The 26,230-nt window shown below is 63.5% G+C and carries 20 protein-coding genes and 1 tRNA gene; 9 read left to right on the top strand and 12 right to left on the bottom strand.

All coding sequences use genetic code 11. The features are described 5' to 3' along the window. Window positions 1-65 precede the first annotated feature (65 nt). Together V8J83_RS17270 and V8J83_RS17265 are read left to right on the top strand one after the other, a co-directional pair. Window positions 66-1,700 (top strand): peptidoglycan-binding domain-containing protein, encoded by a 1,635-nt coding sequence (locus V8J83_RS17270; protein WP_339987736.1) that lies wholly within the window; start codon window positions 66-68, stop codon window positions 1,698-1,700. Window positions 1,701-1,859: 159 nt separating this feature from the next. Continuing rightward, a tRNA-Leu gene (locus V8J83_RS17265) sits at window positions 1,860-1,946 on the top strand. 540 nt (window positions 1,947-2,486) lie between these two features. Here the strand turns inward: V8J83_RS17265 and V8J83_RS17260 are convergent. The 5 genes from V8J83_RS17260 to V8J83_RS17240 all read right to left on the bottom strand — a co-directional run bounded on the left by V8J83_RS17260 (window position 2,487) and on the right by V8J83_RS17240 (window position 11,115). After that, window positions 2,487-5,669 carry a Hint domain-containing protein gene (locus V8J83_RS17260; protein ID WP_339987735.1) on the bottom strand — a complete coding sequence of 1,061 codons (3,183 nt, stop codon included), beginning with the start codon at window positions 5,667-5,669 and terminating at the stop codon, window positions 2,487-2,489. Window positions 5,670-6,195: 526 nt separating this feature from the next. Beyond that, on the bottom strand, window positions 6,196-7,275 hold the full coding sequence (locus V8J83_RS17255) for an alcohol dehydrogenase family protein (protein WP_339987734.1): 1,080 nt from the start codon (window positions 7,273-7,275) through the stop codon (window positions 6,196-6,198). An 88-nt stretch (window positions 7,276-7,363) separates the two neighbouring features. Further along, entirely contained in the window at window positions 7,364-8,911 is a 1,548-nt protein-coding gene (locus V8J83_RS17250) for a HAMP domain-containing sensor histidine kinase (protein ID WP_339987733.1), read from the bottom strand. Beyond that, window positions 8,896-9,585, bottom strand: a complete 690-nt coding sequence (locus V8J83_RS17245) for a response regulator (RefSeq protein ID WP_339987732.1) — start codon at window positions 9,583-9,585, stop codon at window positions 8,896-8,898. The genes V8J83_RS17250 and V8J83_RS17245 overlap by 16 nt, the downstream gene beginning before the upstream one ends. 12 nt (window positions 9,586-9,597) lie before the next feature. Further along, complete coding sequence (locus V8J83_RS17240; RefSeq protein WP_339987731.1) at window positions 9,598-11,115, bottom strand: DUF4153 domain-containing protein; 1,518 nt, start codon at window positions 11,113-11,115, stop codon at window positions 9,598-9,600. 317 nt (window positions 11,116-11,432) lie between these two features. Here V8J83_RS17240 and V8J83_RS17235 point away from each other — a divergent pair, with 317 nt between their 5' ends. Together V8J83_RS17235 and V8J83_RS17230 are read left to right on the top strand one after the other, a co-directional pair. Continuing rightward, window positions 11,433-12,830, top strand: a complete 1,398-nt coding sequence (locus V8J83_RS17235; protein ID WP_339987730.1) for a selenium-binding protein SBP56-related protein — start codon at window positions 11,433-11,435, stop codon at window positions 12,828-12,830. Window positions 12,831-12,836: 6 nt separating this feature from the next. Then, window positions 12,837-13,499, top strand: coding sequence for a hypothetical protein (locus V8J83_RS17230; RefSeq protein ID WP_339987729.1), 663 nt, complete (start codon window positions 12,837-12,839; stop codon window positions 13,497-13,499). 14 nt (window positions 13,500-13,513) lie between these two features. On the opposite strand, the gene V8J83_RS17225 is transcribed toward V8J83_RS17230, so the two are convergent. Further along, complete coding sequence (locus V8J83_RS17225) at window positions 13,514-15,325, bottom strand: ABC transporter ATP-binding protein (protein WP_339987728.1); 1,812 nt, start codon at window positions 15,323-15,325, stop codon at window positions 13,514-13,516. Between the two features lie 276 nt (window positions 15,326-15,601). Between V8J83_RS17225 and V8J83_RS17220 the strand changes: the two genes are divergently transcribed. From V8J83_RS17220 to V8J83_RS17200, 5 genes are all read left to right on the top strand, one after another. After that, entirely contained in the window at window positions 15,602-16,699 is a 1,098-nt protein-coding gene (locus tag V8J83_RS17220; protein WP_339987727.1) for an ABC transporter ATP-binding protein, read from the top strand. A gap of 61 nt (window positions 16,700-16,760) precedes the next feature. After that, window positions 16,761-17,876: an extracellular solute-binding protein gene (locus tag V8J83_RS17215; protein ID WP_339987726.1), complete on the top strand. Its 1,116-nt coding sequence runs from the start codon at window positions 16,761-16,763 to the stop codon at window positions 17,874-17,876. 72 nt (window positions 17,877-17,948) lie between these two features. Beyond that, complete coding sequence (locus tag V8J83_RS17210; protein ID WP_339987725.1) at window positions 17,949-18,239, top strand: DUF1330 domain-containing protein; 291 nt, start codon at window positions 17,949-17,951, stop codon at window positions 18,237-18,239. Then, window positions 18,236-19,852, top strand: coding sequence for an ABC transporter permease (locus tag V8J83_RS17205; RefSeq protein WP_339987724.1), 1,617 nt, complete (start codon window positions 18,236-18,238; stop codon window positions 19,850-19,852). Before V8J83_RS17210 ends, V8J83_RS17205 begins: the two co-directional genes overlap by 4 nt. A gap of 7 nt (window positions 19,853-19,859) precedes the next feature. Then, window positions 19,860-20,873 carry an ABC transporter permease gene (locus tag V8J83_RS17200; RefSeq protein ID WP_339987723.1) on the top strand — a complete coding sequence of 338 codons (1,014 nt, stop codon included), beginning with the start codon at window positions 19,860-19,862 and terminating at the stop codon, window positions 20,871-20,873. A gap of 286 nt (window positions 20,874-21,159) precedes the next feature. On the opposite strand, the gene V8J83_RS17195 is transcribed toward V8J83_RS17200, so the two are convergent. The 6 genes from V8J83_RS17195 to V8J83_RS17170 all read right to left on the bottom strand — a co-directional run bounded on the left by V8J83_RS17195 (window position 21,160) and on the right by V8J83_RS17170 (window position 26,207). Beyond that, complete coding sequence (locus V8J83_RS17195; protein WP_339987722.1) at window positions 21,160-21,780, bottom strand: cysteine hydrolase family protein; 621 nt, start codon at window positions 21,778-21,780, stop codon at window positions 21,160-21,162. Continuing rightward, window positions 21,777-22,223 (bottom strand): MarR family winged helix-turn-helix transcriptional regulator, encoded by a 447-nt coding sequence (locus V8J83_RS17190; RefSeq protein WP_339987721.1) that lies wholly within the window; start codon window positions 22,221-22,223, stop codon window positions 21,777-21,779. Before V8J83_RS17190 ends, V8J83_RS17195 begins: the two co-directional genes overlap by 4 nt. A 145-nt stretch (window positions 22,224-22,368) precedes the next feature. Further along, window positions 22,369-23,295 carry an AEC family transporter gene (locus V8J83_RS17185; protein WP_339987720.1) on the bottom strand — a complete coding sequence of 309 codons (927 nt, stop codon included), beginning with the start codon at window positions 23,293-23,295 and terminating at the stop codon, window positions 22,369-22,371. Window positions 23,296-23,472: 177 nt separating this feature from the next. Then, a complete protein-coding gene (locus V8J83_RS17180; RefSeq protein WP_339987719.1) occupies window positions 23,473-24,270 on the bottom strand; it encodes an MBL fold metallo-hydrolase in 798 nt (265 codons plus the stop codon). Window position 24,271: 1 nt separating this feature from the next. Then, a complete protein-coding gene (locus V8J83_RS17175) occupies window positions 24,272-25,075 on the bottom strand; it encodes a TatD family hydrolase (protein ID WP_339987718.1) in 804 nt (267 codons plus the stop codon). Window positions 25,076-25,082: 7 nt separating this feature from the next. Then, window positions 25,083-26,207, bottom strand: coding sequence for a DNA polymerase III subunit delta' (locus V8J83_RS17170; RefSeq protein ID WP_339987717.1), 1,125 nt, complete (start codon window positions 26,205-26,207; stop codon window positions 25,083-25,085). Between the last annotated feature and the right edge of the window lie 23 nt (window positions 26,208-26,230).

The raw sequence follows: 26,230 nt of genomic DNA, 5'->3' as shown, positions 1-26,230 counted from the left end.
GGATTCGGTGGGTGTTGGGGTAAGACGGGACATTATCCCTTCTGCTGCCACAGAGAGTATTTTCGATGTTTACAAAGTATTTCGCCACGACCTCCCTTATCGCCGCGATGGCGTTGACACCCATCGCGTCGGCCCCGGCGCAGGCGCAAGTCGATGATGCGCGCGGGTTGATCGGGGGCCTGCTTCTGGGCGGTGCGATCCTTGGCGGGATTGCCGCCTCGCAACAGCCGCCCCGCGTGATCCGCCCGGCCCCGCAGCCGCCGCAGGCTGCCCCGGCCCCGCAGTCGCCGCGTGCGGCCCCGGCTCCGCAGCGCCCGCGCCCGCAGGCCACTTATAACCCGCCGCGCCCGTCGATCCCCGCGACCGAAGCGGGGCGGCAGGTGCAGACCGCGCTGAATTATTTCGGCTTCGATGCCGGGTATGTCGACGGTCAGGTCGGGCGTGCAACCCGCGCCGCGGTAGAGCGTTATCAGGCGGCGCTGGGCTATCCCGTCAATGGCCGCAGCTTTCCCGAACCGCAGGCGCAATACCTGATCGGGGCCTATCTTTGGGCCACAAATGGTGGCGCGGGTCAGACCGGCCTGTCGGGCGCGCCGCTTCTGGTGGCGTATCGCGAGGTGCTTAATGGCAACGGCGGCAACGGCGGCCCGGTGGTTGCGGGGCAGCCCGGCGGCACCACCACCGTGATCGTGAACCCGGCGACCACCACAGTGGTGCCTACGCCCGGGTCCGCGCAGCCGGTCACGACCGCGTCGTCCAGCGGCACGCCGGTTGTGCCAAATCTTTTCGCGGGCGCGTCGGATGCGCCGGTTTTGTCGTCACGCTGCGACGCGGTCGCGCTTCAGGGGCAGGCCAATGGCGGGATGATGACGCTTGGCAACCTGTCCAACCCCGGTTTCGCCTTGTCCGAGCAGTTCTGCACCGCGCGGGCCAGTGCGGTGAACCAGGGCCATGACCTGACCGAGGCGATTGCGGGCATGACCTATGAGCAGATCACCGTGCAATGTCAGGGGTTCTCGGAGGCGATTGCGACGCAGACCAGCCTAGTAGGCGTCGTCAGCCCGCAGCAGGCCACCGCCGCGACGCAGGGCTTTGCGATCACCACCGGCATCCCGACGCCCGAGTTGGCCGCGACCGCGCGGGTGTGTCTTGGCGTGGGCTACGGCTCGGACGATATGGCGATGGCGATGGGGTCGGCCCTGATCCTGGTGGCCACCGGAGAGCCTGCGTATGGCGAGTTGTTGGGTCACCACCTGCGCGAAGGCTACGGTTTGGAGGCCGATGCGCACCGGGCCCATGAATGGTATGATGCGTCGTTGAACGCGCTGATTGCGGGCGCGCCTGCGGTGTTCAGCCCGTCCGACGCGGGGCGGTTGCCATTGATCCGGCAGGCCGTGGCCGTGACGTTCGGGGCGCCGCTGGCCCCCACGCCGACCGCCGTGCAACCGCAGGTTCCGGTGATCCCGGGGGCGGCGAGTTTCGCGCCGCAAGTGGTGGCGCCTGCGCCGACCCCGGCCCCGACCCTGGCCCCCACGCCTGCGCCGCAGCAGGTCGCCGGAACGCAGCCCGCCCCGGTGATCGCCCCGCGCGTGGTGCCGACGCCCGCGCCGTCGGGCAATGAGCCGACCATTGAGCCGTTCCTCGTGCAGGAGCCCGACATCGGTGTCTCGTCCCTGCCGACGTTTGAGGTGCAGCAATAGCGCCTGCGCGGTGGGTGTTTGTCTGCCACGGATCGGCGCGCCTGACCGGGCGCGTCGTTTTCGGTTCAGGTGACCGCAAAAAAGTGCCGCCGGGCTGCCCGCGCCCCCTTCACAACGCAGATCGGAGCGGCTAGAGACCGGCGCACTACCTGATCACGTGCGCTCGTGGCGGAATTGGTAGACGCGCAGCGTTGAGGTCGCTGTGGGGTAACACCCGTGCGAGTTCGAGTCTCGCCGAGCGCACCATCTTCCCTTCGCGCTACCGGCCGTTGGCCTACTTGAGCGCAAGGGTGCGGGTCTAGGTTTCTCCTCTCACCCGCACCATACATCCCCTTTCGCAAGTCGTGACGCCATTTCGGGTGGTGGTCCGCGCGTTCGTCCCGCAACCGAATGCATCGGATCAGACGGGGGTTGGCAGGGCCGGTCTGGCTCCGGCGGCACACCTTGGCGGGAGGCATGGACCGTTTCCTCGTTTCCCAAACCGGTTGGCCGTTCGACACAGGACACCCGGTGGCGCGAAGGCGATCTTTCGAACTGGAACGCCACGCGAGGTGCGCACCCATTGCCGAAGCACCGTTGTATGTATCCCAGGATCCCGTGAAGCCTGAGCCGTGCCGACGCATTATCAAATCCACCGCTTCCTGTTCGAACGCGCGGCTGAACACGCTTCTCGTCAAGTAGATACTCCGATCCCGTAAACAGGTTGTCTCGGTGTCCACGAAACCGGCAGCAGGCCAGTGGTGAACAAACGGAACTCACGCTATCCTGGATGAGACGGGTTCACCTTCATCCGACAGCAACATCCATTGTGCTGCTGGCCTGACAAGCAAACCGCGGTGACAAATCTGCGAGATGGGTGGGTAGCTCCTGCGTGCGGGAATGCGGCCGCGCGGCAGCCCCGTACATGTGAACCGCTGTGCCAAGATCACGGACCTGAGTGATGCCCGGGGAGAGCTGCTCAAGCGTGCTCCGGGACCGAAGGCTAAGGTTTGCAACAGCGCGCGGGCCCGGGAAGAAGCTTTCCGAGGCCAGACCGTTTGAAAAGACGACTTCATGGCGCTCGAACAGGATGTGCCAGTAGGTGACACGTTTGCAGCCCTTGCGCTGACGAACCTTTCCGCCTCTGAGCTTTGCAAGCTGGTTGGCCCGAATGAACCTTTCGTTGCCGTATAGGTCTAGCAAGACGCCGTGCTGGGGTGACACGACAAGCGGGCGTTCGTTGCCAAAGGCACGAGCCGCGATTTCCACGGGCTTGAGATGTGGTGCATCGGCCAGGTCTTCCGGCCCGAGGCTGCGGTGTCCGATCCAGACGATTGGCTGCGGACCATTGTCACAGGTCGTCACAAGATCACCCACGCTCAAGTGTTCAACGGGGACTTCGCCCTGCGGGGTCAGGATCATTGTGCCGCTGGCGAAGCACACGACCCCGGTGTTGTCAGCGGTGAAGCTGTCGCGATTGGCCCCCTGAAAGGTGAGGCTATCGTCCATGCCAAACCGCGCATTGTCCGAATAGTCTGCTCCGTCGACCCCCTCGTTGGACTGGTTGAGCACGCCGTCATCATCGAAATCGGCGTGGACCTCGGCCATGCTGTCATAAAATGGCGACAGATTGATGAAGTCGTTGTTGGTTGTATCACCGTCGCCAAGCGCACCAGAATTTCCGAAGTTGAAATCGGTGATCGTGTCGTCACCGTCGCCCACCGCATAGGTGAAGACATCATCCCCATCGCCGCCGGCCAAAGTGTCATTGCCCGTGCCGCCCGAGAGAGTGTCATCGCCGGTGCCTCCCGAGAGAGTGTCATCGCCTGCGTCGCCATAGACAAGGTCGTTTCCGCCATCCCCACCGACATCATCCGCGCCGTCGCCGCCCGAGATGATATCGTTTCCATCGCCGCCGCCCATCTGATCATCGCCAGCGTTGCCAAAGATCAGGTCGTCGCCTTCATCGCCTCCAATTCCATCCGCACCGTCGCCGCCGCTGATGGTGTCGTTGTCACGGCCTCCTCCGATATTATCATCACCGGCACCCCCGGTGATCACATCGGCGCCGCCGTTGCCGCCGAGACTATCGTTGCCGTCGCCCCCTGCGAGGGTATCGTCGCCCCCATTCCCGCCAAAGCCGTTGTTTGTCGCGTCACCGATATACAGGATGTCTCCTGCCTGCCCCGAGCTGATGGTGTCGCCATTGGGCAGAATGAACTGCTCGATCTGGGTGAAGGTGATTGTGTGCGTACCGTTTGAAAGCGTCCCCGCCTCTGGTCCCGAAAAACTGACCGTGGCATCGCCGGTCAGCGCGGAGACGTCGATGGTATCAAGGTCAGTGCCACCCTCGCCGCCGATGATGGTGTCATTGCCGAAATTGTCTTCGATGAGGAAGGTGTCGGCATCGTTGCCGCCCTCCATCCGATCGTTGCCGGTGCCCCCGCGGAGCGTATCGTTGCCATCGGTGGCCACCAGGCTGTCGTCACCCGAGCCGCCATCAAGGCTGTCGTCGCCTGCGCTGTTGGTCAGCGTATCGTTGCCATCGCCGCCGATCAGCGTGTCCTGACCAAGCCCTGTAGACAGGCTGTCGTCGCCAGCGCCACCCTCGATAAAGTCGTCCCCGTCGCCGCCCGCGATCGTGTCGTTATCAAGGCCTCCAAAAAGGCTGTCGTCGCCAGCGCCACCTTCGATGCTGTCGCTACCAGTCCCGCCGTCGATGCTGTCACTGCCGACGCCGCCCAAAAGCGTGTCTGTCCCGGTGCCGCCATCAATCAGGTCGTCGCCGAACATACCCCGGATTTCATCATCTCCGGCACCGCCTTCCAGCGTGTCGTCCAGCCCTTCAGCGCCATAGTTCACCGTCTGGTTCGGTGCGCCTTGGATCAGTTCGAGGTGGAACCCTTCCTCATCCCGCAGCAACCAGTTGTGGGCGTCGTAGGTGGACTGGACGTATGTGTCGCCGGCCTCGATCCGGGCATAGCGGGTCAGTGTTCCGGCACTATCGATCCACCAAAGCTCGATCGGGCCGTCAGAACTGTTGGTAATCGTCAGATTGGTCGCGGCCCCTCCGACCGAGGCGAAATCGGAGATGTTTTCAGTTATCCCGTCTCCGGTGATGTCATCCGCACCATCGCCCCCAAGGACGCTGTCCGTTCCCTGACCACCGTCAAGACTGTCATTGCCTGCGCCGCCATCAATGGTGTCTGCCCCGCCGCGCCCATCGAAAAGGTTGCCGAAATTGCCGGTGCCGGTCAGGGCATTGGCATTGTCATCGCCCCGGGCACCGGCGGCACTCTCATCGATTTCGACGTTTTCGATGTTCGAGATCGAATCGCGGAAATTGCCACCGTACGTCACTGCGCCAGTCGACAGGTTGACCATGTGAGCGGACGTGAAATTCCCAGCAGCGCCCAACACGTAGGTATCCGTACCGGAACCACCGTCGATTGCTGTGGACTCAGCGCCGCTCGTGACATGCACATTTACGATCCGATCATCGCCGGACCCCGCATCAATGCTATCGGTGTTGGCATTGTGTTCGATCGTGTCGTTGCCAGAACCTGCGTTGATCGTGTCGTTGCCCTGGTTCGAGTTGGCGGACATGATGGCGTCGTTTCCTCCGCCGGTGGTGATCTGGTCGTTGCCGCCGCTGAGAACGATGGTGTCGTTTCCGGCCCCGGACAACAGCGTGTCATCGCCGATGCTCCCGAGATTGTATGCACGCGCATCGCCGACCCGGACCTCACCAAAATAATCGAGCTGTGTCGGGGCGCCGAGATTGAAGGTTGCGCCGAAACCCTGCTCTCCGATGGAAGTCCAGTCGGTGTTGTCCCATATCCAAATGATGCTGTTCGCGCTTTCAAAAGCGATAACGAAATTGGACGGAAGCGCCGTGAAATCCAACACATTGCCCGGCCCGGATTCGCTAATCGAACTCCAGAATGAGGCGTCGTTGTAGTTGGAAAGTGTGACGGTGTAGGTTGTCATCTATGATCCTCCACACGGCGATAAAGGTCTGTTGCACGACGTCCATGCACGGGCATTGGCGCGGCGCGCGAACCGGCATTCCATGCAGCACGGGCACCTGCAGGAGGTGATGGCGCGAGGTTGCGCCTTGCGGGTTTGGGTTTTCGATGTCGGGCGGCTGTTTTGACGCGATGGCGGGAAACCATCGGGACGGGGGGCAGCGCATGATTTCCCATTTTCTTGAGGATGCCGCCGGTCTCAAATCCGCCGAACAGAACCGCCGAGCGTTCCGCAAAGAAACGGGCTTGGCCTTTCGAAGACACACAAGCAAAACCAACCGATTGAACGGCGGCATAAATCAAGAATGGGTTCGGCACGGGGAATTACACGGCTTGCCTGACATGATGGAACGAACGGTCTGCCCAATCGCTATCGAAGACCGGTTAAACAAGAGATAAGACTCATGGCTTGTTGCGCCTGATTTGTCTCAAGTCTTCGCTGCCGCGACATGCGGCTTTGACACCGGTCCCACCCGCGCCAAGACCGCCTACATCACGACCACGATGTTGCCGGTATGGACCTTGTCGATGAAGGCCTGCTGCCCGGCCTTGAAATCCTCCAGCGCATAGGTGGCGGCGAGCATCGGTTTGACTTCTCCGGCTTCGATATGGCGCACGAGGTTGCGGAACGTCTCGGGCGGGTTCACCGTCGAGCCGTAAAACGTCAGATCCATCAGGTAGAGAGTGCGCACATCGAGGCTCACGATCGGCCCGGCTATGGCGCCGGAGGTCACGTAGCGCCCGCCGCGATCGAGCGCGTCGATGAGGGTCGCGAAGTATTCCCCCGCCACGATATCGGCGACAACGGTAACGCTCTCGCGCCCGATGGCCTTGTGCAGCGCCGCTTTGAGGTCATCCGGCGCGCGCGGCAGGATCGCGTCGGGGCCGCATTTGGCGACATCGGCGTGTTTGGCGGGCGAGGCCAGCGCCACCACGCGCGCGCCGCGCCGCTTGGCCAGCTGAATGAGCGCGCCACCAACCCCGCCCGAGGCCCCGGTCACGAGCACCACGTCCGACGCCCCGACACCGGCCTTGTCCAACATTCCCTCCGCCGTGGCGTAGGAGCAGGAGAACGTTGCCAGTTCCGCGTCGCTCAGCGGCGTGTCAATGGCGGCGACATTGCGGTGGTCGATCACGGTGTATTCGGCGAAGCCGCCGTCCGCCTCGGACCCAAAATAGCCGGTCTTGTGCATGTTCAGGGGATCATCCCAATCGCGCAGCCAATTGTCGGCAATCACCCGTTTGCCGATCAGGCTTTGGTCGGCCCGCGCGCCTGCGCCGACCACCATGCCGCAGACATCGGCCCCCTGAATTCGCGGAAAGGCGATGCCCGCGCCGCCCCAGGTGTTGTCGGCCGCGCCGTCCAACGTGTCATAGGCGCTGCCGGTCGTGGCCTCGGTCACGGATTTCGAATACCAGCCCGCCCGCGTGTTCACGTCGGTGTTGTTCATGCCGGTCGCCCGCACCTGGATCAGAACCTGTTCGGGGCCAGGCGTGGGGACGGGCCAGTGCGGTTCGTACTCCAGCGCGTCAAAGCCGCCGTGACGCTTGAGAACAACAGCGCGCATGGTCTTGGGATGATCTGTCATGTTGGCCTCTGCAATGCTTCGCCAAAAGATGTGCAGGGGAATGGGGGCTGCTGCAAGCCCGGGGGGCTCAGCCGGGGAAACGGATGCGAAAGGTGGTGCCGCTTGCGGTGTCTTCCAACGTAATCTCGCCGTCGGCCTGCGCCAGAACCGAGCGCACGATGGACAGGCCCATGCCGGTGCCGCCTTCGGTGCGGCGCGAGGTGAAGAACGGCTCGAACACCCGGTCTCGGTTGCCGGGGCTGATGCCGGAGCCATTGTCGCGCAACGTGAAGCCGGTGCGGGTGGGCGTGAGGCGCACCTCGGTAGCGCCGTGGCTTTCCGCGTTTTCGATCAGGTGACGCAGGACAATCGACAACGCCTCTGCCGACAAGGGAACCGTCCGGGGGGCGCCGGTTGCGGCAATGTCGAGGGTGGGGAAATGGGCGGCGACATTGTCCATCACACTTGCAAGATCGCTGGTCCCGTCCGAGGCAAGCTGCCCCACGGCGGAATATTCCCGCATCCGCGCCAGAAGGTGCTCCATCCGGTCCGCGTCGCGGGCGATGTTGTGCAGGAATTTGGCTTGGGCGTCGGGTGGCATCGTGGTGTCTTGCAGCAACTCGACCGCGCCCTTGATTGCGGTCAGTGGCGATTTCATTTCGTGGCTGACATGGGCGGTGTAGGTCTTCAGCATGGTCTGCTGGTCCTGTAACCGGTTGGCCATGGTGCCGAAGCTTTGGGCGAGCGTTTCGATTTCGCGGGTGCCGTAATGGTCAAGCGGCTTCCAGCGGGCATCGGATGCGCCAAAGGTTTCGGTCCGCGCGGCCAGCGATTTGATCGGACGCGAGACGAAACGCCAGAAGAGATAGCCGATCAACCCGGTCGACAGCAGCACGAAGACCAGCGCGCTGAACAGGTTCAGGCGTTCGGTATAGAGGAACCGGAAGATGTGGTTGGGCGTGCGGTTGAGGTAGACGACACCGACGATGTCCTCACCCACCATCACCGGCATCGCCACGAAAATGCGCACACGCGTGCCCTGGCTGGTGCGGTAGATCAGCGGCTCGGCGGTGGAGCGGATGCGGCGGCGCGGGACGGATACGGTGTCGCCGTTCAGCGCGAGGGCGACCTCTTGCACATGGCCCAGATAGGCACCGGTTTCCGCCGAGCCCGCGATGACGGTGCCGAACCGGTCGAGGAAGCGATACCCGGCCAAAGTCTGTTCCTGCGCGGCAACGGCGATGTGCGACAGGTAGGGCGCGATTTCGCGGTATGGTTCCTGCACAGGCTCCGTGGCGGGGCGCCCGTCGGGCCGGGGTCCGAGGATCGTTTGCGGGTTCACGGTGACGGCGGGAAACAGCGGGCGATAGGTGCGGATTTCCCCGGCGGGAAGGTCGGGCGGCGGCAGGTCGGCGGCGAAACGGTAGAGCTCTTCGTAGGTGGCGGTCAGGACGGCGGCCTGCATCAGCAGGCTTTCCTCGGTCTGTTGCACAAGCTGGTTGGCATAGAAGCGGAACAGGGTGAGCCCCGCGAACGGCAGGCACAGCACCAGCACCAGCACCGCAAGGATCACGCCGCCGAGGCCCGGCCGCCACCGGCGGCGCGCGGAGGTTTTCGGGCTCACACGGGCCGACACGGACCCATCCTCAGGCCGACGCCATGCACGGTCGCGATGCTCTCGGCGCAGCCCGCGTCGGACAATTTGCGGCGGATGTTGCGGATATGGCTGTCGATGGTGCGGTCGGAGACATGAATGTTGTTGCCATAGACCGCATCGACGAGGGCCGCGCGGCGGGTGATCTTGTCGGGGTTGGACAGCAACGCTTCGAGCAGAGAGAATTCCGATTGCGTCAGGGCTACGTCCTGGCCCGCGAAAGTGCACAGGTGCCGCTCGGGGTCGAGCGCAAGCGCCCCGTGGGACAGTGCCTCTGCCGGGGCCGTGCGCCCGTTGGCGCGTTTGAGGATGGCCTTGATGCGCGCGACCAACTCGCGCGGCGAGAACGGTTTGGTGACGTAGTCGTCGCCGCCGATTTCCATGCCGAGGATGCGGTCGATCTCATCATCGCGCGCGGTCAGGAACAGGATCGGCACGTCCGATGTCTTGCGCAGCTCCTTGCACAGATCGAAGCCGTCCATCTCAGGCAGGCCGATGTCGAGGATCACCAGATCGGCCTGCCCGGTTTGCGCCTTGGCGAGACCGGCCGCGCCATCGGCGGCGAAATCGCTGTGATAGCCCGCTGCCTCGACGGCGAAGCCTATCACGTCGCGGATGTTGGGATCGTCATCGACGATCAGAAGGGTGGCGGGCATCGCGGAGCGCTTTCAAAGGTCGTGGTAGGTGGCAAGGTATCGTTCAAGACGCCAGCGGCGAAAGCCCCATTCCTGCCAGGTGTCGATATCGTCGAAGGCGATGCTCGGGCGGCCATGGACGCCGCACATCACATCGTCATGGATCGGGCCGTGGTCCCACATCGCGGGGATCACCTGTTCGCCGAGGCCGCAGAGATAGGTCAGGTCCAGCCGGTCGATGGGGATGTCGGCGGAGAGGTTATGGTACGCGATGATATGGGTGAAGTTCACGAAGCCGCACAGGTACAGCGTGGCCAGCGCCAGGACGGCATTGCGGCGCAGCAGCCAGCCCAGGGGATGGGCGCGGGCGATCTGGAACACCACGAGGATCAGGCCGGCCGCAATCAGAGCCATCCAGATGAAGGCCGCAAGGCGCAGGTGTGTCAGGGCGTAGGCCTGCACATAGAGGTGCAGCCGGAACGCGGCGGTGCACACCAGCACCAGCGTCTGGCCAAGCCAGGCGTAGACGAGCCAGCGCAGGTGCGCGTCCTGCGCCACCATGCGATGCGTCACGGCGGCAAACACGCCCGCCAGAAGGGCCGTCACCAGAAGCGGATAGGCCCCGCGATGGGCATATTGCGCGTAGGTCATCCCCTCGGGCAGGGCGACGCCGCCGGTCAGGATCGTGAGGTCCGACAGGGTCTGGATCGCGAAAATCGCGTTGAACACGATCAGCGACACGCGCACGGAGTGCGGGTTGAGATAGCCGGCCGACAGATCGCCCACGGGAAGGCTTGTGGGGAAGGCTGCGTCGCGCCGCAGGGCGAGGGTGTTGAGGTAGGGCCACAGGATGCACGCGAGGCCCGCCCAGAACAGGACGCGCCAGATGCTGTCACCGCGTAGAGCGCCAAGATCCGTCGCGTTGGACAGCGCGCGTTCCAGCAGCGGGTTGGCGATGGCAAAGAGCGCCACGAAGATCAGCGCGATGGATACCGGCATCAGGTAGCTGCGGGCAAGGGCCGACCAATCGGCGTTGCCCTTTTGGGTGCGCGCGTTGGCCACGACGCGGCGCGGCAGAAGCGCCAGCCCATCGGTCGAGGCCCGAAAGAACGGGGTCAATGCCTCGCTCCAGCGCAAGAGGGGGCCTTGCGCGATCCAGGCCAGAAGGGCGACGATGCCCCCGAGGCTGAAGGCGAAGGAGAGGGGCTGCACCTGTTCGAGCATCGGGAGGTTGCAGGCCAGCGCGAACCCCATCGCCATGGCCCATTCGCGGCGGCTGGCCTTTTCGGGTTTGCACGCCAGCATGGCGGCGGAAAGCCCCATGCAGAACAGCGCCACCGACAGGCCGGGGGTCTGGCCCCAGAAGCTGACATCGGCCAGCGCGATCAGGATCAGAAGCGCCAGGATCGCCGCTTTGCGATCGGTGATCCGCGCGCCCAGGCCCGGCGCGGGATGTTGGGTCGTGGCCTTGGGGTTGGGCGCATCAATCAGCCACCAGCCGTCGTGCTTGAGGCGGTCGGGAAGGCCGCGAATGATCAAGGGTCCGCTCATGGTGTAACTCCGCTGCTTGGGCATGTTTGGTTGCAGGCAAGATGGCGGCAGCCGATGCAGGATGTGCGCGCAGCCCGTGCAGGGACCAAGGGCAAAGCGTGCAGGTTTTGCGCAGGACCGATCGGCGGATTTGCGCGGGAAGACGCAGAAAAGGCTTTGCAGATCCGTGATTCTGCGGCAGCGTTCCAATTGTCAGACATTTGACGAAGATGCAGTGCGCGGACCGGACGAAGCGCCGGGCCGCGATGGAGGCGCTGCGATCAAGCGATGCAAAGTCCCGGCCAAGAGGATTTCGCTTCACCAAACGGGAGGACAACATGAACCTGAGACCAGACCCCACGTTCCACGCATCGGCAAAGCTTGCGATGGAAGCCCCGGTCGAAACCTATGGCTTTACCGTGATGCTGAGCCCGGATGGCGCGCAATCCGATGGCATCGCGGTAGTCGACCTTGACCCGAAATCCAAAACCTATGGCGAGATTGTCCATCAGGTGATCGTGCCCAACAAGGGCGACGAGTTTCACCACTTCGGCTGGAACGCGTGTTCCTCGTCGCTGTCGCCGCTGACGGGGCATGCGTTTCTGGAGCGCCGCTATCTGATCGTGCCGGGCATCCGGTCGAGCCGGGTGTATGTGATCGACGTGAAAGAGCCGCGTGAGGCCAAGATCCACAAGATCATCGAGCCGGAAGAGATTTTCGCCAAGACCGGATATTCGCGCCCGCACACGATCCATTGCGGCCCCGAAGGGATTTACGTGAGCACCCTTGGCGGCGGCGGCGAGGATGGCACTGACGGGCCTCCGGGCATCTTCATCATGGATTGCGAGACGTTCGAGGTGATCGGTCGCTACGAGATGGACCGGGGCGAGCAGGACAAGCATTACGATTTCTGGTGGAACCTGCCGCAGGACTACATGGTCTCGTCGGAATGGGGTCTGCCACCGCAATTCGAGAACGGCGTAGTGCCCGAAGATCTGCTGTCGAACAAATACGGCCACAAGATCCATTTCTGGGACCTGCGCGCGCGGAAGAATATCCAGACCATCGACTTCGGCGAGAATTACCAGATGGCGCTGGAAATCCGGCCCGCCCATGATCCGACGAAATCCTACGGCTTCTGCGGCGTGGTGGTGGATACGACCAACCTGCAGGGCGCGATCTTCACGTGGTGGCGCGGCGAGGACGGGACATGGCAGGCCAAGAAGGTCATCACCATCGACCCGCGGCCCGAAAAGCCGGAGAACCTGCCGCCGTTGTTGCAGGGGTTCGAGGCGGTGCCGCCGCTGGTCACCGACATCGACCTGAGCCTTGATGACAAGTACCTCTATGTGGCCTGCTGGGGCTTGGGCGAGATGCATCAATACGATGTGTCGGACCCGATGAACCCCAAGCTTGTGGGCAAGGTTGAGGTGGGCGGCATCGCCAAGGGGGCGACGCATCCCAACGGCAAGCCGTTCGTCTATGGCCCGCAGATGGTCGAGGTAAGCCGCGACGGCAAGCGGGTCTATTGGACCAACTCGCTTTATTCGACATGGGATGATCAGTTCTACCCCAACGACGAAGGCGGGCAGATGGTCATGGCCCACAATGATGAGAAGGGCTTCCGTCTTGCGGAGGACTTCTACATCGACTTCCCCAAGGGCTATCGCGCGCACCAGATCCGCCTTGAGGGCGGGGATTGTTCGACCGACAGCTTCTGCTACCCCAACGTCTGACGGGAGATGGAAGATCTCTCCGCGGCGGCCCTTTGGTGGGCCGTCATCGCCTCGGGACTCTATCACGGGTTGAACCCCGGGATGGGGTGGCCGCTGGCGGTGTCCGCCGCCTTGATGGAGCGCAAGGCCTCGGCCCTTCCCAAGGCGCTGGGGCTTTTGGCGCTTGGGCATTTCGCGTCGATGCTGGCGATCCTTTTGCCGTTTTCGCTGATGATCGTGCTGGTCGAATACGAGGACCAGATCCGCATCGGCGCGGGCGTGATCGTGGTGGCGATGGGGATCTATCTGATGATCAACCGTCGCCACCCGCGATTTCTTGCGCGGGTGCATCCGGCGCGGTTGGCTTTGTGGTCGTTTCTCGCGGCGCTGGCCCATGGGGCGGGTCTGATGCTGGTGCCGATCTACCTTGGGATCTGCGCGATCGCGCCCGATGATACCGGGCATCTGGCGGCGCAGGCCCTGATGCGCAGCGATCTGGGCATCGCGGTGACGGTCGCGGCGCTGCACACTTTGGCGATGACGGCGGCGGGTGCGGTGATCGCGGCGTTCATCTATTTTTGGCTGGGGTTGAAATTCCTGTCGAAGACCTGGTTCAACCTTGATCTGGTCTGGGCGCTCAGCCTTGTTCTGGTGGGCCTGTTCGGGATCTGGTCAGCGCTCGCACATTGATCGGTGGCTTTGATTCACGGCTCGTTCGCCTGGCCGGTGATCTGCATTGCGTGCAGATGCGCGTAAGCGCCGCCCTTGGCCAGCAGGTTGTCATGGGTGCCTTGCTCGACCACGCGGCCGTGATCCATGACGATGATCTGGTCGGCGTTGCGAATGGTCGACAGGCGATGCGCGATCACCAGCGTCGTGCGCCCTTCGGCCAGCCGATCCAGCGCCGCGCCCACCAGTTTTTCGGACCGGGCATCCAGCGCCGAGGTCGGCTCATCCAGCAACAGGATCGGCGCCGCCTTGAGCATCGCGCGGGCAATCGCCACGCGCTGCCGCTGCCCCCCCGACAGGCCTGATCCGCGCGGACCCACGGGCGTGTCGAGGCCGTGGGGCAGGGATTGCGCAAATTCCTTCACCTCCGCATCCTGCGCGGCGCGGGCGATGTCGTCGCCCGATGCGTCCAGCGCGCCCATGCGAATGTTGGCGGCAATCGTTTCATCAAACAGCGCGGTCTCCTGACCCACGACCGCAATCGTGTCGCGCAGGGTCGGGATATCGGCATCGCTCACCGACACACCGCCGATGGTGATCCGGCCCTCGGTCGCATCGACCAGACGGGTGAGGGCGGCGAACACGGTGGTCTTTCCGGCCCCCGACGCGCCGACAAGGGCGGTGGTTTTGCCGGCGGCGGCGGTGAAGCTGAGCCCGCGCAGCACCGGTGTGCTGTCGTAGCCCAGGACCACGTTGTCAAAGACGATGTCCCCGTCGGCCAGCGGTTTGGGCATCGCGGGTGACGTGATCGTGGGGTGCAGATCCAGCAGGGTGAACACCCGCTCGGCCGAGGCGGAGGCCGCTTGCAATTGCCCCGCGATCGAGGCCAGGCGGCGCATCGGCTCGAACATCAGGCCAAGCGCGGTGAAGAAGGACATGAACTCGCCCACCGTGCGGTCACCGGCAATGATCGACTGCCCCCCGGCGTATAGAAGTGCTGCAAAACCGATGGCGGCCAGCGTATCGATCAGGGCCGGATTGGCCGCCGCACCCGCACGGCTGCGCAGGGCGAATTTGAGGTAGTCATCAAGCTCGTTTCGAAAGCGGCCGCGTTCATGGGCCTCCAGGCGGTTCAGCTTGATGGTCTGGATCCCATGCAGCGTTTCGTCCAGCCGTGTGGTCAGCCGCGCCGACACCGCGCGGCTCTTTCGGGCGGTCGACTTGATCAGGCGGTGCACGAACCGCATCGGAAAGAACAGAAGCGGCAGGCCGACCAGGGTCAGAAGGGTCCACATCCAATCGGTTGTGATCATCACCGTGAACAGGGCCACAAGCGCCGTCATGTCGCGCCCGACAGTCAGAAGCGCGCTTGAAACAGCGCTTTGCAATTGTTGCGTGTCGCCGCGGATTCGTTCGATCAGGGCGCCGGGCGGGTTGTGCTGAAACACGACCGTGTCGAGCGTCAGGAGATGCTGCAACAGATGCGATTGGAGCGTTGCGATGATCCGCATGCCGACGCCCGCGATGATCATGCGTTGCCCAAAGCCCGCCAGTGCCCGGAACAGGAACAGCCCGCCGACGCCGAGGGCCACGAACGTGACCCCCTGCATCGAGCTTTCGCCGGTCAGCGTGTCGAACATCGGCTCGACCATCCAGGCAAACGCCCCCAGCGCCGCCCCTTCGAGCGCCATGAGCACCACCGCCAGGATCAGCCAGCGCCAATAGGGGCGGATGTAGCCGCGCCAAAGACGCCCGATGATATCGGAATTCGAGGCGCGGTCGCGACGATCCAGGTTCAGCGAAGCCGGTCCTGGCCTGTCTGGTCGCTGGTCATGGGCATTCGACACTGGGCTTGCATCCAACAGGCAAAAAACGCGCAGGCGGAGGGTTACGCGCTTTGCAGGGTCCGCACAAGAAGGCGTCAGATCGTCCGTTTGCGCCGTTTTTTGTGGATCAATCGCCGGTTTTTCCCCTTTGTCTGCGGCAGACCGGTGCTCAATGTCACGATGCTGAAGGCTTTGGTTGAAGTTCCGCCCGAACCCTTTAGTGTCGGGAAAGACCAAGCGCGGGCGCAATCCCTTGGGGTCGAAGACACCGCGCAACGTACAACAGGGGAGTGAGGGTTGACCTCAGACCACACGGAAGCGTTCGTTGCCTTCGATCGCGTGCAGAAAAGCTATGATGGCGAAGTACTCGTCGTCAAAGACCTCAATCTACACATTGCGCGAGGCGAGTTTCTGACGATGCTCGGGCCCTCGGGGTCCGGCAAGACGACCTGCCTGATGATGCTTGCGGGCTTCGAGACCGCCACCCACGGCGAGATCACGCTTGATGGCAAGCCGATCAACAACATCCCGCCCCACAAGCGCGGCATCGGGATGGTGTTCCAGAACTACGCGCTGTTCCCGCACATGACAGTGGGTGAAAACCTGTCGTTCCCGCTTGAGGTGCGCGGCATGGCCAAATCCGAGCGCGAGGGCAAGATCAAGCGCGCGCTCGACATGGTGCAGATGGGCGATTTCATCAACCGCCGTCCGGCGCAATTGTCCGGCGGGCAGCAGCAGCGTATCGCGCTGAGCCGGGCGTTGGTGTTCGAACCAGAACTGGTGTTGATGGACGAACCGCTTGGCGCGCTCGACAAGCAATTGCGCGAGACGCTGCAATTCGAGATCACGAACCTCGCCCATGAGCTGGGGATCACGACCGTTTACGTGACCCACGATCAGACCGAGGCGCTGACCATGTCGGACCGCGTTGCGGTGTTCGACGATGGCCGTATTCAGCAGCTCGCAGCACCCGATACGCTCTACGAGGAGCCGCAGAACAGTTTCGTTGCGCAGTTCATCGGCGAGAACAACACGTTGCAGGGCACCGTCAGCAAGATGTCGGGTGACATGTGCGAGGTCACGCTTGAAGATGGGTCAGTCATCGACGCCGTGCCCGTCAACGTCAGCGCCGTGGGCGAGCAAACCCGGGTGTCGATCCGGCCCGAACGGGTCGAGATGGATCGCTCGCGCCTGGCCGATGACGTGCATACCCTGAAGGCTGAGGTGAAGGAATTCGTCTACATGGGCGACATTTACCGCACGCGATTGAACGTGGCGGGGATGGACGATTTCATCATCAAGACACGGAATGCCCCCGATCAGCGCAGGCTGGTTCCGGGGGAGAGCATCGAGATCGGCTGGCGTCCGCAGGATTGCCGGGCACTTGATGCATAACGTCCCGTAAGGGGCGATAAAACCACGGGAAAACCGAAGTCCAACCAAGGAGAGACAAACCATGAAAATCAAGAGCCTTATGCTCCTGACCACCGGCGCAGCCCTCGTAACGACGGGTGCTATGGCCGATGGACACATGGCCGGTTCCATGACGCTTGTGTCGTGGGGCGGTGCCTATCAGATCAGCCAGCAACGTGCTTATTCCGATCCCTATGCCGAGATGAATGAAGGTCTCGAAGTGATCTGGGACGAAAGCTCGGCCGAAGCCGTCGCCCGTCTGCGCGCGATGAACGAAGCGGGCAACGTGACCTGGGACGTCGTGGACGTCGTGGCCGCCGATGCGATGCGCCTGTGCGACGAAGGCCTCGCGATGGAAATCGACCATGACGAGGTGCTGGCACCCGGCGATGACGGCTCCACCCCGACCGAGGATTTCGGCGACCTGATCGTGTCCGATTGCTTCGTGCCGCAAATCGTCTATTCGACGGCCTTCGGCTACCGCAACGATGTCGAGGAGTGGAACGGTGCCGAGCCGAGCAGCGTCTGCGACGTGTTCGACCTTGAGACCTTCCCCGGTCAGCGGTCGCTGGAGCGCCGCCCGATCGCGAACCTCGAATGGGCCCTGATCTGCGACGGCGTGGCCATCGAAGATGTCTACGACACGCTGGAAACCGATGAAGGTCTCGACCGTGCGTTCGCGATGCTCGACACCATCAAGGATCAGACCGTGTGGTGGTCCGCGGGTGCCGACACGCCGCAGCTTCTGGCCGATGGCGAGGTCGTGCTTGGATCGACCTACAACGGGCGTCTGTTCTCGTTGATCGAAGAGCAGGGCCAGCCGGTCAACATGCTCTGGGATTGGCAGATGTTCGATCTGGACGGCTGGATCATCCCCGCCGGCCTGCCGGAAGATCGTCTGGCGCGTGCGCTCGACTTCCTGCGGTTCGCAACCGACACGCAGCGTCTGGCGGATCAGGCCCAGTACATCTCTTACGGCCCGGCCCGTGCGTCTTCCGCGCCGCTGGTGGGCACCCATGCCGATCTCGGCATCGAGATGGCGCCGCATATGCCGACCGATCCGGCGAATTCCGAGAACACCTTCCTGTTCAACTACGAATGGTGGGCGGATTACCGCGACGACATGGACGCGCGCTTCCAGGCGTGGCTGGCCCAGTAATCTGCGGTTGAATGCAAAGGATCGGGGCGGCGATGGTCGCCCCGACACCCCACAAAATGCGACGAGGCGGACATGCCCAAAGGCTACATCATTGGTCACATCACGGTGAATGATCCCGAGGCGTACCAAGAGTACATCGAACGGGATACGCCGATCCTGCTCAGCCACGGGGCCAAGCCCATCGTGCGCGGTGGCACATCCGAGATCCTGGAAGGAGAGACCTTTCAGCGCCATGTCGTGTTCGAATTCGCAAGCTACAAAGCGGCGCTCGCCGCGTATAACGACCCCGAATATCAAGAGGTTGCCGAAATTCGCCGCCGCACCGCCGACAGCGTGATCCTTGTGGTTGAGGGGGTCGAATGAGCGACGCGACCCAATCGGGACCAATGCTGGCCGCCGATGGCCGCCCGCTGAAGCGGTCGCTGGCCCGCGCGCTGAGGGCGCAGAAGCTGCGCGCTCTGATGCTGATCGCGCCACTGTTGATCTTCATCCTCGTCACCTTCATCGCCCCGATCGTGGACATGCTGTTCCGCTCGGTCGAGAATCAGATCGTGTCCGAGACGCTGCCGCGCACCGTGGTCGCGCTTGAGGAGTGGGACCCGTCTGACGCGCCCGATGACGCAACATTCGCGGCGCTGGCTTATGATTTCATGGCCGCCACCGAACGGCGCGAGCATACGCGCCTCGGCAGCCGGCTGAACTATGAGACGACGGGAATGTCGTCTCTCTTTCGGCGCACCGGGCGGGGTGTGGATGATGTGGGCGAGGACTACGCCGATCAGTTCACCGACCTGAACGCGGCCTGGGGGGCACCCGAGACATGGACAGCCCTGATGGGCGCGCCCGATTGGGTGGCGGCCAACGCCGGCGATGTGGACGGAGCGGGCACGTTGTTCCAGCTGTCGGTCGCCGCGCGGGACGCGTTTCCCGAGACGGCGGATGCCTATCGGTCGTTTGCGCGCACGATCCAATCCCAAGATGATGACAGCCCGACCGCGGAAGAGCCGTGGAACACCGTCTATCTGGCGCTTTACCGCGACCTGAGCGCGGGCCACGGAGCGGAGTATGACGGTCCGATGGCCGATCTTGTCGCCGAGGCAATCCCGGCGGTCGCCGATTTCGAGGGGATGAGCCCGCGCGAGGCCTTCGTGGAGATTGATGAGGATTGGCTGAACCTCGAAGTCTGGGGCACGATCGAGGCATTTTCCGACCCGTTCACCGCAGGCTATTTCCTGACCTCGGTAGACCTGCAATTGACGCCGGAGGGCGTCGAGGCGCAGCCCGAGGATCAGCGCATCTATTTGCTGCTGTTCTGGCGGACGCTGTTCATGTCGGCGGCCATCACGATCAGCTGCATCCTTTTGGGCTATCCGATTGCCTACCTGCTGTCGAACCTGCCGACGCGGACATCGAACCTCTTGCTGATCCTTGTGCTGCTGCCGTTCTGGACCTCGCTTCTGGTGCGGACGAGCGCATGGAAGGTGTTGTTGCAACAACAGGGGGTGATCAACGATGTGCTGGTGTGGATCGGGTTGGTGGCCGATGACGGGCGTCTTGCGTTGATCAACAACCAGACCGGCACGATCATTGCGATGACTCATATCCTTCTGCCGTTCATGATCCTGCCGATGTTTTCGGTGATGAAGACGATCCCGCCGAGTTACGTGCGGGCGGCAAAATCGCTGGGTGCAACGAACTGGACCGCGTTCTGGCGGGTCTATTTCCCGCAATCAATCCCCGGGATCGGGGCAGGGTGTATCCTGGTGTTCATTCTCGCCATCGGCTACTACATCACGCCCGAGCTGGTGGGCGGACGGACGGGGACGTTCATCTCGAACCGGATCGCGTTCCACATCTCATCAAGCCTGAACTGGGGCCTCGCGGCAGCGCTTGGCTCGATCCTGCTGGCGGTGGTTCTGGTGCTCTACTGGCTCTACGACCGGATCGTCGGCATCGACAATGTGAAGCTGGGGTAACGCGATCATGGATACGAAACTCCCTCCCTATGCGACTTTCGGGCAGCGCGTCTGGTTCTACGGGTTCCGGGTGCTGTGCGGGTTGATCTTCTTCTTCCTGATCGCGCCGATCATCATCATCATTCCGCTGAGCTTCAACGCCGAAGACTTCTTCACCTTCACGCCGGGCATGCTGGCGCTCAATCCCGAGGCCTACAGCCTGCACCATTACCAGGATTTCTTCGGCGAGGACGGCTATCCCTGGATCGGGCTTCTGATCGGCCTGGTCGCCGGGGCGGTCTTGAGCGTGGTTCTGAAGTTCTGGAAAGGGTCATTGAACCTGTTCCCGATCCTGATCGGGGCCATTCTGGGGCTTATCATTGGCAAGCTGACAGGGCTTGAGGGCGAGGAGTGGATGACGCCGCTCAGGAATTCCCTGATGATTGCGCCGGTCGCGACGCTTTTGTCGGTGGGGTTCGGCACGCTGGCCGCGATTGGCCTGAGCCAGACCCATGTGCCGTTCAAGGGCGCGATCATGGCGATCCTGATCTCACCGATGATCGTGCCGCTAATCATCTCGGCGGCGGGGATGTATTTCTTCTACTCGCGCATCGGGTTGCAGGGCACCTATTGGGGTGTTGTGCTGGCCCATGCGGCGTTGGGCATTCCGTTTGTGATCATCACCGTGACCGCCACTCTGGTGGGGTTTGACCGGTCGCTGACGCGGGCGGCGGCGAATTTGGGGGCCAATCCGGTCACGACGTTCTTCCGCATCCAGATGCCCTTGATCCTGCCGGGGGTGATCTCGGGCGGGCTTTTTGCCTTCATCACCTCGTTCGACGAGGTGGTGGTGGTGATCTTCGTGGGATCGGCAGGGCAGCAGACCTTGCCGTGGCAGATGTTCACCGGCCTGCGCGAGCAGATCAGCCCGGTCATTCTGGCGGCGGCGACGATCCTTGTGGCGATCTCGATCGTGCTTCTGGCGACGGTGGAAATGCTGCGGCGGCGCTCGGAGCGTTTGCGGGGGATCGCGCCGCATTGAGGAGTGGTTGCAAGGTTGCAACCAGGGGTCAAGTGGCTGATATAGAACGGCTTTCTGGATTTTGTTAACCTTTTGTAAAGGGTTTCCCGGTGCCCCATGCCGATCCTTTCAATGGGCGGGCCAAGCCGCGGATCATATCTATTTTGGTGACAGCGACGAGACCCTGCGCGTGTGAGGGGCGGGGTCGGGGTATGGCCGTCATTTCGGGGGGGCTTTTGGGGGGATCTAAGGGGCGGCCGCTTTGCGGGACCTTGCTGCCGTTGCGACTTGAAAGATCAATGTCCGCTCAGCAAATGGCCACACCTGCTGACGACATCTGCTTTTCAGCGCTCTCCGTCGGCGCGGCTGCAAGTGTCCCCTCTTTCACGACGGTGACCTCATAACCCCGGTTTCTGGCCGCCAGCGCCGTCTTTTGCACACAGTAATTCATGTCCAAACCAACAAGACGCAGCCTGCCGACGCCGTAACTCTTCAAAAGAGCATCCAGTTCGCCCGTTTCGAATGCGTCCTGCACGCGCTTAACAAGCACATGGTCGGGTAGTGACGTGAAAACCTCGGCAATTTCGGTCCCGTCGCTGCCCTCAATCGCCTGCCCTTTCATCGAGAGTTTTGCCACTGCCTTGGTTGAGGGGATCGACCATTCCTGACGCACGGCGATGACGGGATGGCCTTCCGCTCGCGCAGGTTCTACTTCCGAAAGAATGACCCGTGCGGCGGCTTCTTTTGCGGCGTTCGAGTAAGGACCGCGCTCCCAGAATACCGATTGCAAATCAATCAGCAGAAGTGCTGATCCATGCCGGACCGGTATCGTTTCTCCAACACTTACCGCACCAATGCGTCTTATACCGTTGCCGAGCCAGAGTATGAGGAGCAAGACCGCGATGGCCAAGATGTAACCGAGTGTCATTCGCTCTTTCCTGCATGGGTTTTCAGTCTGTCCGCCACTGTGAGCACGACCTCAAGCGCCGTGGAAATGTCTTGATAGCTTAGGTTCACACCAACCTTCTCCATAAGCTTCATTTCGTTCGAAATGATCTCTTCGATGAGGGTCCGACCGTGATCGGTCAACGCCAGGACAGGAGACCGCTTGTGGCGAGGATTCGGGCGTTGCTCGACCAGACCTGAAGCCAGCGTTTCATTGCACATGATCTGAACGTATTGCCGTTTGATTTCGAGCCTTGCGGCAATCTCCGGGACGGTCTGTTCTCCGTATTTGTCCAGCATCTCCAGAACGGCGCGCATCCGGACTGTCAGGTTGGTTCCGACCAAACCCGCTTCAACACAGGCTTCTGCGGCCTGCATCAAAGGGCGTGACATCCAAATCAATTGGTGAAGTTGTTGTTCTTTCATAACGACATTATACATGTCATTATGACAAGCACAATGTCAACTCTAAAGAAAGCTGACATTAGTGCATCGTGCAGCATCCGGTAGGTCTGGGCTCAAACCCGCTCTTCGCCGCGCCATAGCGAACACGCGCTGGCGTCGCAGGGGTTCATCCCACGATTGCAATCCACGCAGCGGCGGTGAGGACGGTCAGGGCGGTTCCGACCAGCACCGACGTGGCCGCGACGCGCCGGGCGCAGCCGTACATGTCGGCGAAGATATAGGTGTTCACGCCGGGGGCCATGGCGGCGGTGATGACGGCGGATTGGAGTTGTGGCGTGCTGAGCCCGAGGCCGGTGCCCAGTCCGAAGGCCACGGCCGGGTGCATGATCAGGGACAGGCCGCAGATCATCGCAATCACGCCCACGTCTCCTTCGGGGCGGTAGCGGTAGAGCACGCCGCCGAGGCCAAAGAGTGCGGCCGGAAGGGCGGCGCGGATCATCAGGTCGAGCGCCTCGCGCAGCACGCCGGGGATCGGCAGGCCGGTGAGATTGACGATGAAGCCCAGGCCGATGCCGATCATCAGGGAGTTCTGGAACATCGCCTTCACGACGGTGCCCGCGAGCCGCACGCCACGGGTTTCGGCGCGCACGATCTCCATCGTGGTGATGCCGAGCAGGTAGCAGAAGGCCGCGTGGAAGGCGATTATGGTATAGTTCGGCCCAAGGGCATCGACGCCGTAAGCGCGTTCGGAGATCGGCAGGCCCAGAAGGACGGTGTTGGCGAAGAGCGCGGAGAAGCCGATGGCGACGCTGTCGGTCCAGGGGCGGTTGAACAGCAGCCGCGCGCCGAACAGGCCCGCGAAGAAACACAGGGTGGAGCCGGAGTAGAAGGCGATGAGCAGCCCGAGGTCGAGTTCCGCGCCCAGATCCAGCGTGGCGATGGCCGAGAACAGCAGGCAGGGGATGGCGAATTTCTGGGTGAAGGCCATGAGCCCGTCCACCGCGCTGTCCTTGAACAGCCCGCGCCAGACGGCGGCGTACCCTGCGCCAACGACGAGGAAGACGGGCAGGACGATGGCGAGGAGGTCGAGCATGGGTCCGGCTTAGCGGGTTCGGTTGGGGAAGGGAATGTGAGGCGGTGCGCGCTGCGCGCACCCGCGGTGCTGCTCCGGTGCTTTGGGCCGCATCCGCGCGCCGCACGCGTCAGGTGGGCGTGGAGGAATGGCCCCTCCGTGGCGCGTTTGGGCGCGGAGGTGCGCGCGAGGGTGCGTTTACCCAGGCGCGGTGATGCACATCCCATCGAATGCGGGCTCGACGTGGTCGGGGGTTTCCTCGCGCACCGTCTGGTAGTCGAGATCGATGTGCATGTTGGTCAGCACGGCGCGGCGCGGGGCGGCGCGTTCGATCCATGACAGCGAGTTGGCCAGGTGGCTGTGCGAGGGGTGCGGGTCGCGGCGCAGGGCGTCGAGGATCCAGGTGTCGAGGCCCGCGAGCCTGGGCCAGACGTCGTCTGGGATATCGGAGACATCGGGCAGGTAGGCCACGTCGCCCACGCGGAAGCCAAGGGCGTGGATATTGCCGTGGGCGACTTCGAGCGGGGTGAAGGTGAGTGGACCGCCGGGCCCGTCGATGGTGACATCGCCGTCTATCCCGTGGATGTCGAGGATCGGCGGATAGGCGGAGCCGGGCGGCTGCACGAAGGCGTAGCCGAAGCGGCTGAGCAGGTCGTTCGTGGTGGCGCCATCGGCATAGACCGGCAGGCGCGCGCGCATGTTGAAGACGATCATGCGCAGGTCATCGAGGCCGTGGACATGGTCGGCATGGGCATGGGTGTAGAGCACGGCGTCGAGCCGCCCGATGCCCGCGTCAAGAAGCTGCGCGCGCAGGTCCGGCGAGGTGTCGATCAGAACGGCGGTGGTGCCGTTGTCGGTCTTGCGTTCGACCAGGAGCGAGCAGCGGCGACGGGTGTTTTTGGGGTTTGCCGGATCGCAGGCACCCCAATGGCCGCCAAGCCGGGGCACGCCGCCAGAGGAGCCGCAACCGAGAATGGTGAAGCGGGTTTCAGCCATTCTACGCGGCTTTCGGGGTGGCGGCGGCTTTCCAGAACAGCCGGTCGAAATTGGCGGAGGTCTGGGCGGCGAAATCGGCGTAGGGCAGGCCGAAGATCTCGGCGCCGGTGTGCGCGGTGTGGGCGGTGAAGGCGGGTTCGTTGCGTTTGCCGCGATGGGGCGGGGGCGCGAGGTAGGGGCTGTCGGTTTCCACAAGGATGCGGTCGAGGGGCGCGCTTGCGAAGATATCCCGCAAGGCGCCGGATTTGGGAAAGGCGGCGATGCCCGACATCGAGAGGTAGAAGCCGAGATCGAGGGCGGCGCGGGCCAGCTCGGGCGATGAGCTGAAGCAATGCATGACGCAGGTGAAGGGGCCTGCGCGGTGTTCGTCGGTCAGGATGCGGGCCATGTCGTCATCGGCGTCGCGGGAATGGATGATGAGCGGCAGGCGGGTTTGCCGCGCGGCTTCGATATGCAGGCGCAGGCTTTCTTGTTGGATGGGCTTGGTGTCGGCGGTGTAGTGGTAGTCGAGGCCGGTCTCGCCGATGCCGACGAATTTCGGGTGCCCGGCCAGGGTGATGAGGTCGTCGAGCGTGGCGAGGGGTTCCTCGGCGGCGGACATCGGGTGCGTGCCACCGGCCCAGAAGACGGGCGCGTGGGCCTCGGCGATGGCTTGCACGGCGGGCGCGTTCCGGAGGCGCGTGCAGATCGTGACCATACGGGTAACACCGGCGTCGAGGGCGCGGGCGATCACGTCGGGCAGGTCGGACGCGAGGCTGTCGAAATCGAGGTGACAATGGCTGTCGACGATATGGGGTTGGGTCATGGGGCGCTCACGCGGCAAGGCGGGCCGCGGTGCGGTCCAGATCGAGGAAGATATCGAAGATGAGCGCGGCGGGGTCAAGGTTAACGGCCTTACCCTGACGCGCGCGTGCGGTGAGCGACTGCGCGAGGTTGGCCCAGTCGCGGGCGCGGGCAGGCGTGGGGGCGAGGCGGGCGAGGGTGGCGGCCTCGCCCGGGGTGATGTCGGGCGGAGCTTGGCCCGTGGCGCCCAGACGCGCGGCGCGGGCCAGCGCGGTTTCCAGCAAGCTGAGCGTGAGGGCGAAGCGTGCCTCGCCCGCCTTGCCCGCAGTCGCTTCGGCGAGTTTGAGGGCCAGCGCGCGGTCCATGTTGGGCAGCGTGTCCATCAAACGCATGATGTCGCCATAGAGCGCAGGCCCGCCTTGTTCGCCAAGCGTGATCGCGGCCCCGACGGAACCTTGGGCGAGATTGGCCAGCGCGATGCCTTCGGGCGGCTCGGACCCGGCCTGGATCAGGGCGGCGGCGAGATCCGCATCGTCCAGTGCGGTGAAGCGCAATGTACGGCAGCGCGAGCGGATCGTGGGTAAAAGGCCCGAGGGGCGGTGCGAGATCAGGAACAGGACCGCGCCTTCGGGGGGTTCTTCGAGTTCCTTGAGCAGGGCATTGGCGGCGGAGGGGTTCATTTCATCGGCGCTGTCGACGATCACAACGCGGCGGCCATCGCCCGCGGACATGTGGAAAAAGCCCTTGAGCCCGCGCACTTCGTCGACGGTGATCACGGTCTTTAGCTTTTTCGCATCCTTGTCGTCGACCGGACGGCGGAGCAGGTAAAGGCCCGGCTCGGACAGGGCGGCCATGCGGCGGGCGACGGGATGCTCGGGGTCGATGTCGAGCGATGTGGGCGGCGGCGGGGCACCGAACATGTCGTTGGCGGCGACCGGCGGCGTGGCGAGAAGAAAGCGCGCGGCGCGCCAGGCGAAGGTGGCTTTGCCGATGCCGCGCGGCCCGGTCAGCAGCCAGCCATGGGGCATGCGGCCCGAAGTGGCGGCGGTCAGGAATTCGGCCTCCGGCCCGGCATGGCCAAACAGGCGCGCGGTGTCGCGCGGGTGCGGCGCGCCGTCAAGGCGATCGGATTCGAGCGGGGCGTCATCGGACATATCCGCCATGTAGCACGCGCGCG

This window comes from Gymnodinialimonas ulvae, assembly GCF_037543845.1.
In the GTDB taxonomy this organism is placed as follows: domain Bacteria; phylum Pseudomonadota; class Alphaproteobacteria; order Rhodobacterales; family Rhodobacteraceae; genus Gymnodinialimonas; species Gymnodinialimonas ulvae.
The sequence above is the reverse complement of the archived record's forward strand: the minus strand, read 5'-3'. Positions and strand labels throughout refer to the sequence as shown.

Excerpts from the sequence above, each read along its gene's own strand:
- V8J83_RS17270 (WP_339987736.1), top strand. The coding sequence starts at position 66 with ATGTTTACAAAGTATTTCGCCACGACCTCCCTTATCGCCGCGATGGCG.
- V8J83_RS17260 (WP_339987735.1), bottom strand. The coding sequence starts at position 5,669 with ATGACAACCTACACCGTCACACTTTCCAACTACAACGACGCCTCATTC.
- V8J83_RS17255 (WP_339987734.1), bottom strand. The coding sequence starts at position 7,275 with ATGCGCGCTGTTGTTCTCAAGCGTCACGGCGGCTTTGACGCGCTGGAG.
- V8J83_RS17245 (WP_339987732.1), bottom strand. The coding sequence starts at position 9,585 with ATGCCCGCCACCCTTCTGATCGTCGATGACGATCCCAACATCCGCGAC.
- V8J83_RS17240 (WP_339987731.1), bottom strand. The coding sequence starts at position 11,115 with ATGAGCGGACCCTTGATCATTCGCGGCCTTCCCGACCGCCTCAAGCAC.
- V8J83_RS17235 (WP_339987730.1), top strand. The coding sequence starts at position 11,433 with ATGAACCTGAGACCAGACCCCACGTTCCACGCATCGGCAAAGCTTGCG.
- V8J83_RS17230 (WP_339987729.1), top strand. The coding sequence starts at position 12,837 with ATGGAAGATCTCTCCGCGGCGGCCCTTTGGTGGGCCGTCATCGCCTCG.
- V8J83_RS17215 (WP_339987726.1), top strand. The coding sequence starts at position 16,761 with ATGAAAATCAAGAGCCTTATGCTCCTGACCACCGGCGCAGCCCTCGTA.
- V8J83_RS17210 (WP_339987725.1), top strand. The coding sequence starts at position 17,949 with ATGCCCAAAGGCTACATCATTGGTCACATCACGGTGAATGATCCCGAG.
- V8J83_RS17205 (WP_339987724.1), top strand. The coding sequence starts at position 18,236 with ATGAGCGACGCGACCCAATCGGGACCAATGCTGGCCGCCGATGGCCGC.
- V8J83_RS17200 (WP_339987723.1), top strand. The coding sequence starts at position 19,860 with ATGGATACGAAACTCCCTCCCTATGCGACTTTCGGGCAGCGCGTCTGG.
- V8J83_RS17195 (WP_339987722.1), bottom strand. The coding sequence starts at position 21,780 with ATGACACTCGGTTACATCTTGGCCATCGCGGTCTTGCTCCTCATACTC.
- V8J83_RS17190 (WP_339987721.1), bottom strand. The coding sequence starts at position 22,223 with ATGAAAGAACAACAACTTCACCAATTGATTTGGATGTCACGCCCTTTG.
- V8J83_RS17185 (WP_339987720.1), bottom strand. The coding sequence starts at position 23,295 with ATGCTCGACCTCCTCGCCATCGTCCTGCCCGTCTTCCTCGTCGTTGGC.
- V8J83_RS17180 (WP_339987719.1), bottom strand. The coding sequence starts at position 24,270 with ATGGCTGAAACCCGCTTCACCATTCTCGGTTGCGGCTCCTCTGGCGGC.
- V8J83_RS17175 (WP_339987718.1), bottom strand. The coding sequence starts at position 25,075 with ATGACCCAACCCCATATCGTCGACAGCCATTGTCACCTCGATTTCGAC.
- V8J83_RS17170 (WP_339987717.1), bottom strand. The coding sequence starts at position 26,207 with ATGTCCGATGACGCCCCGCTCGAATCCGATCGCCTTGACGGCGCGCCG.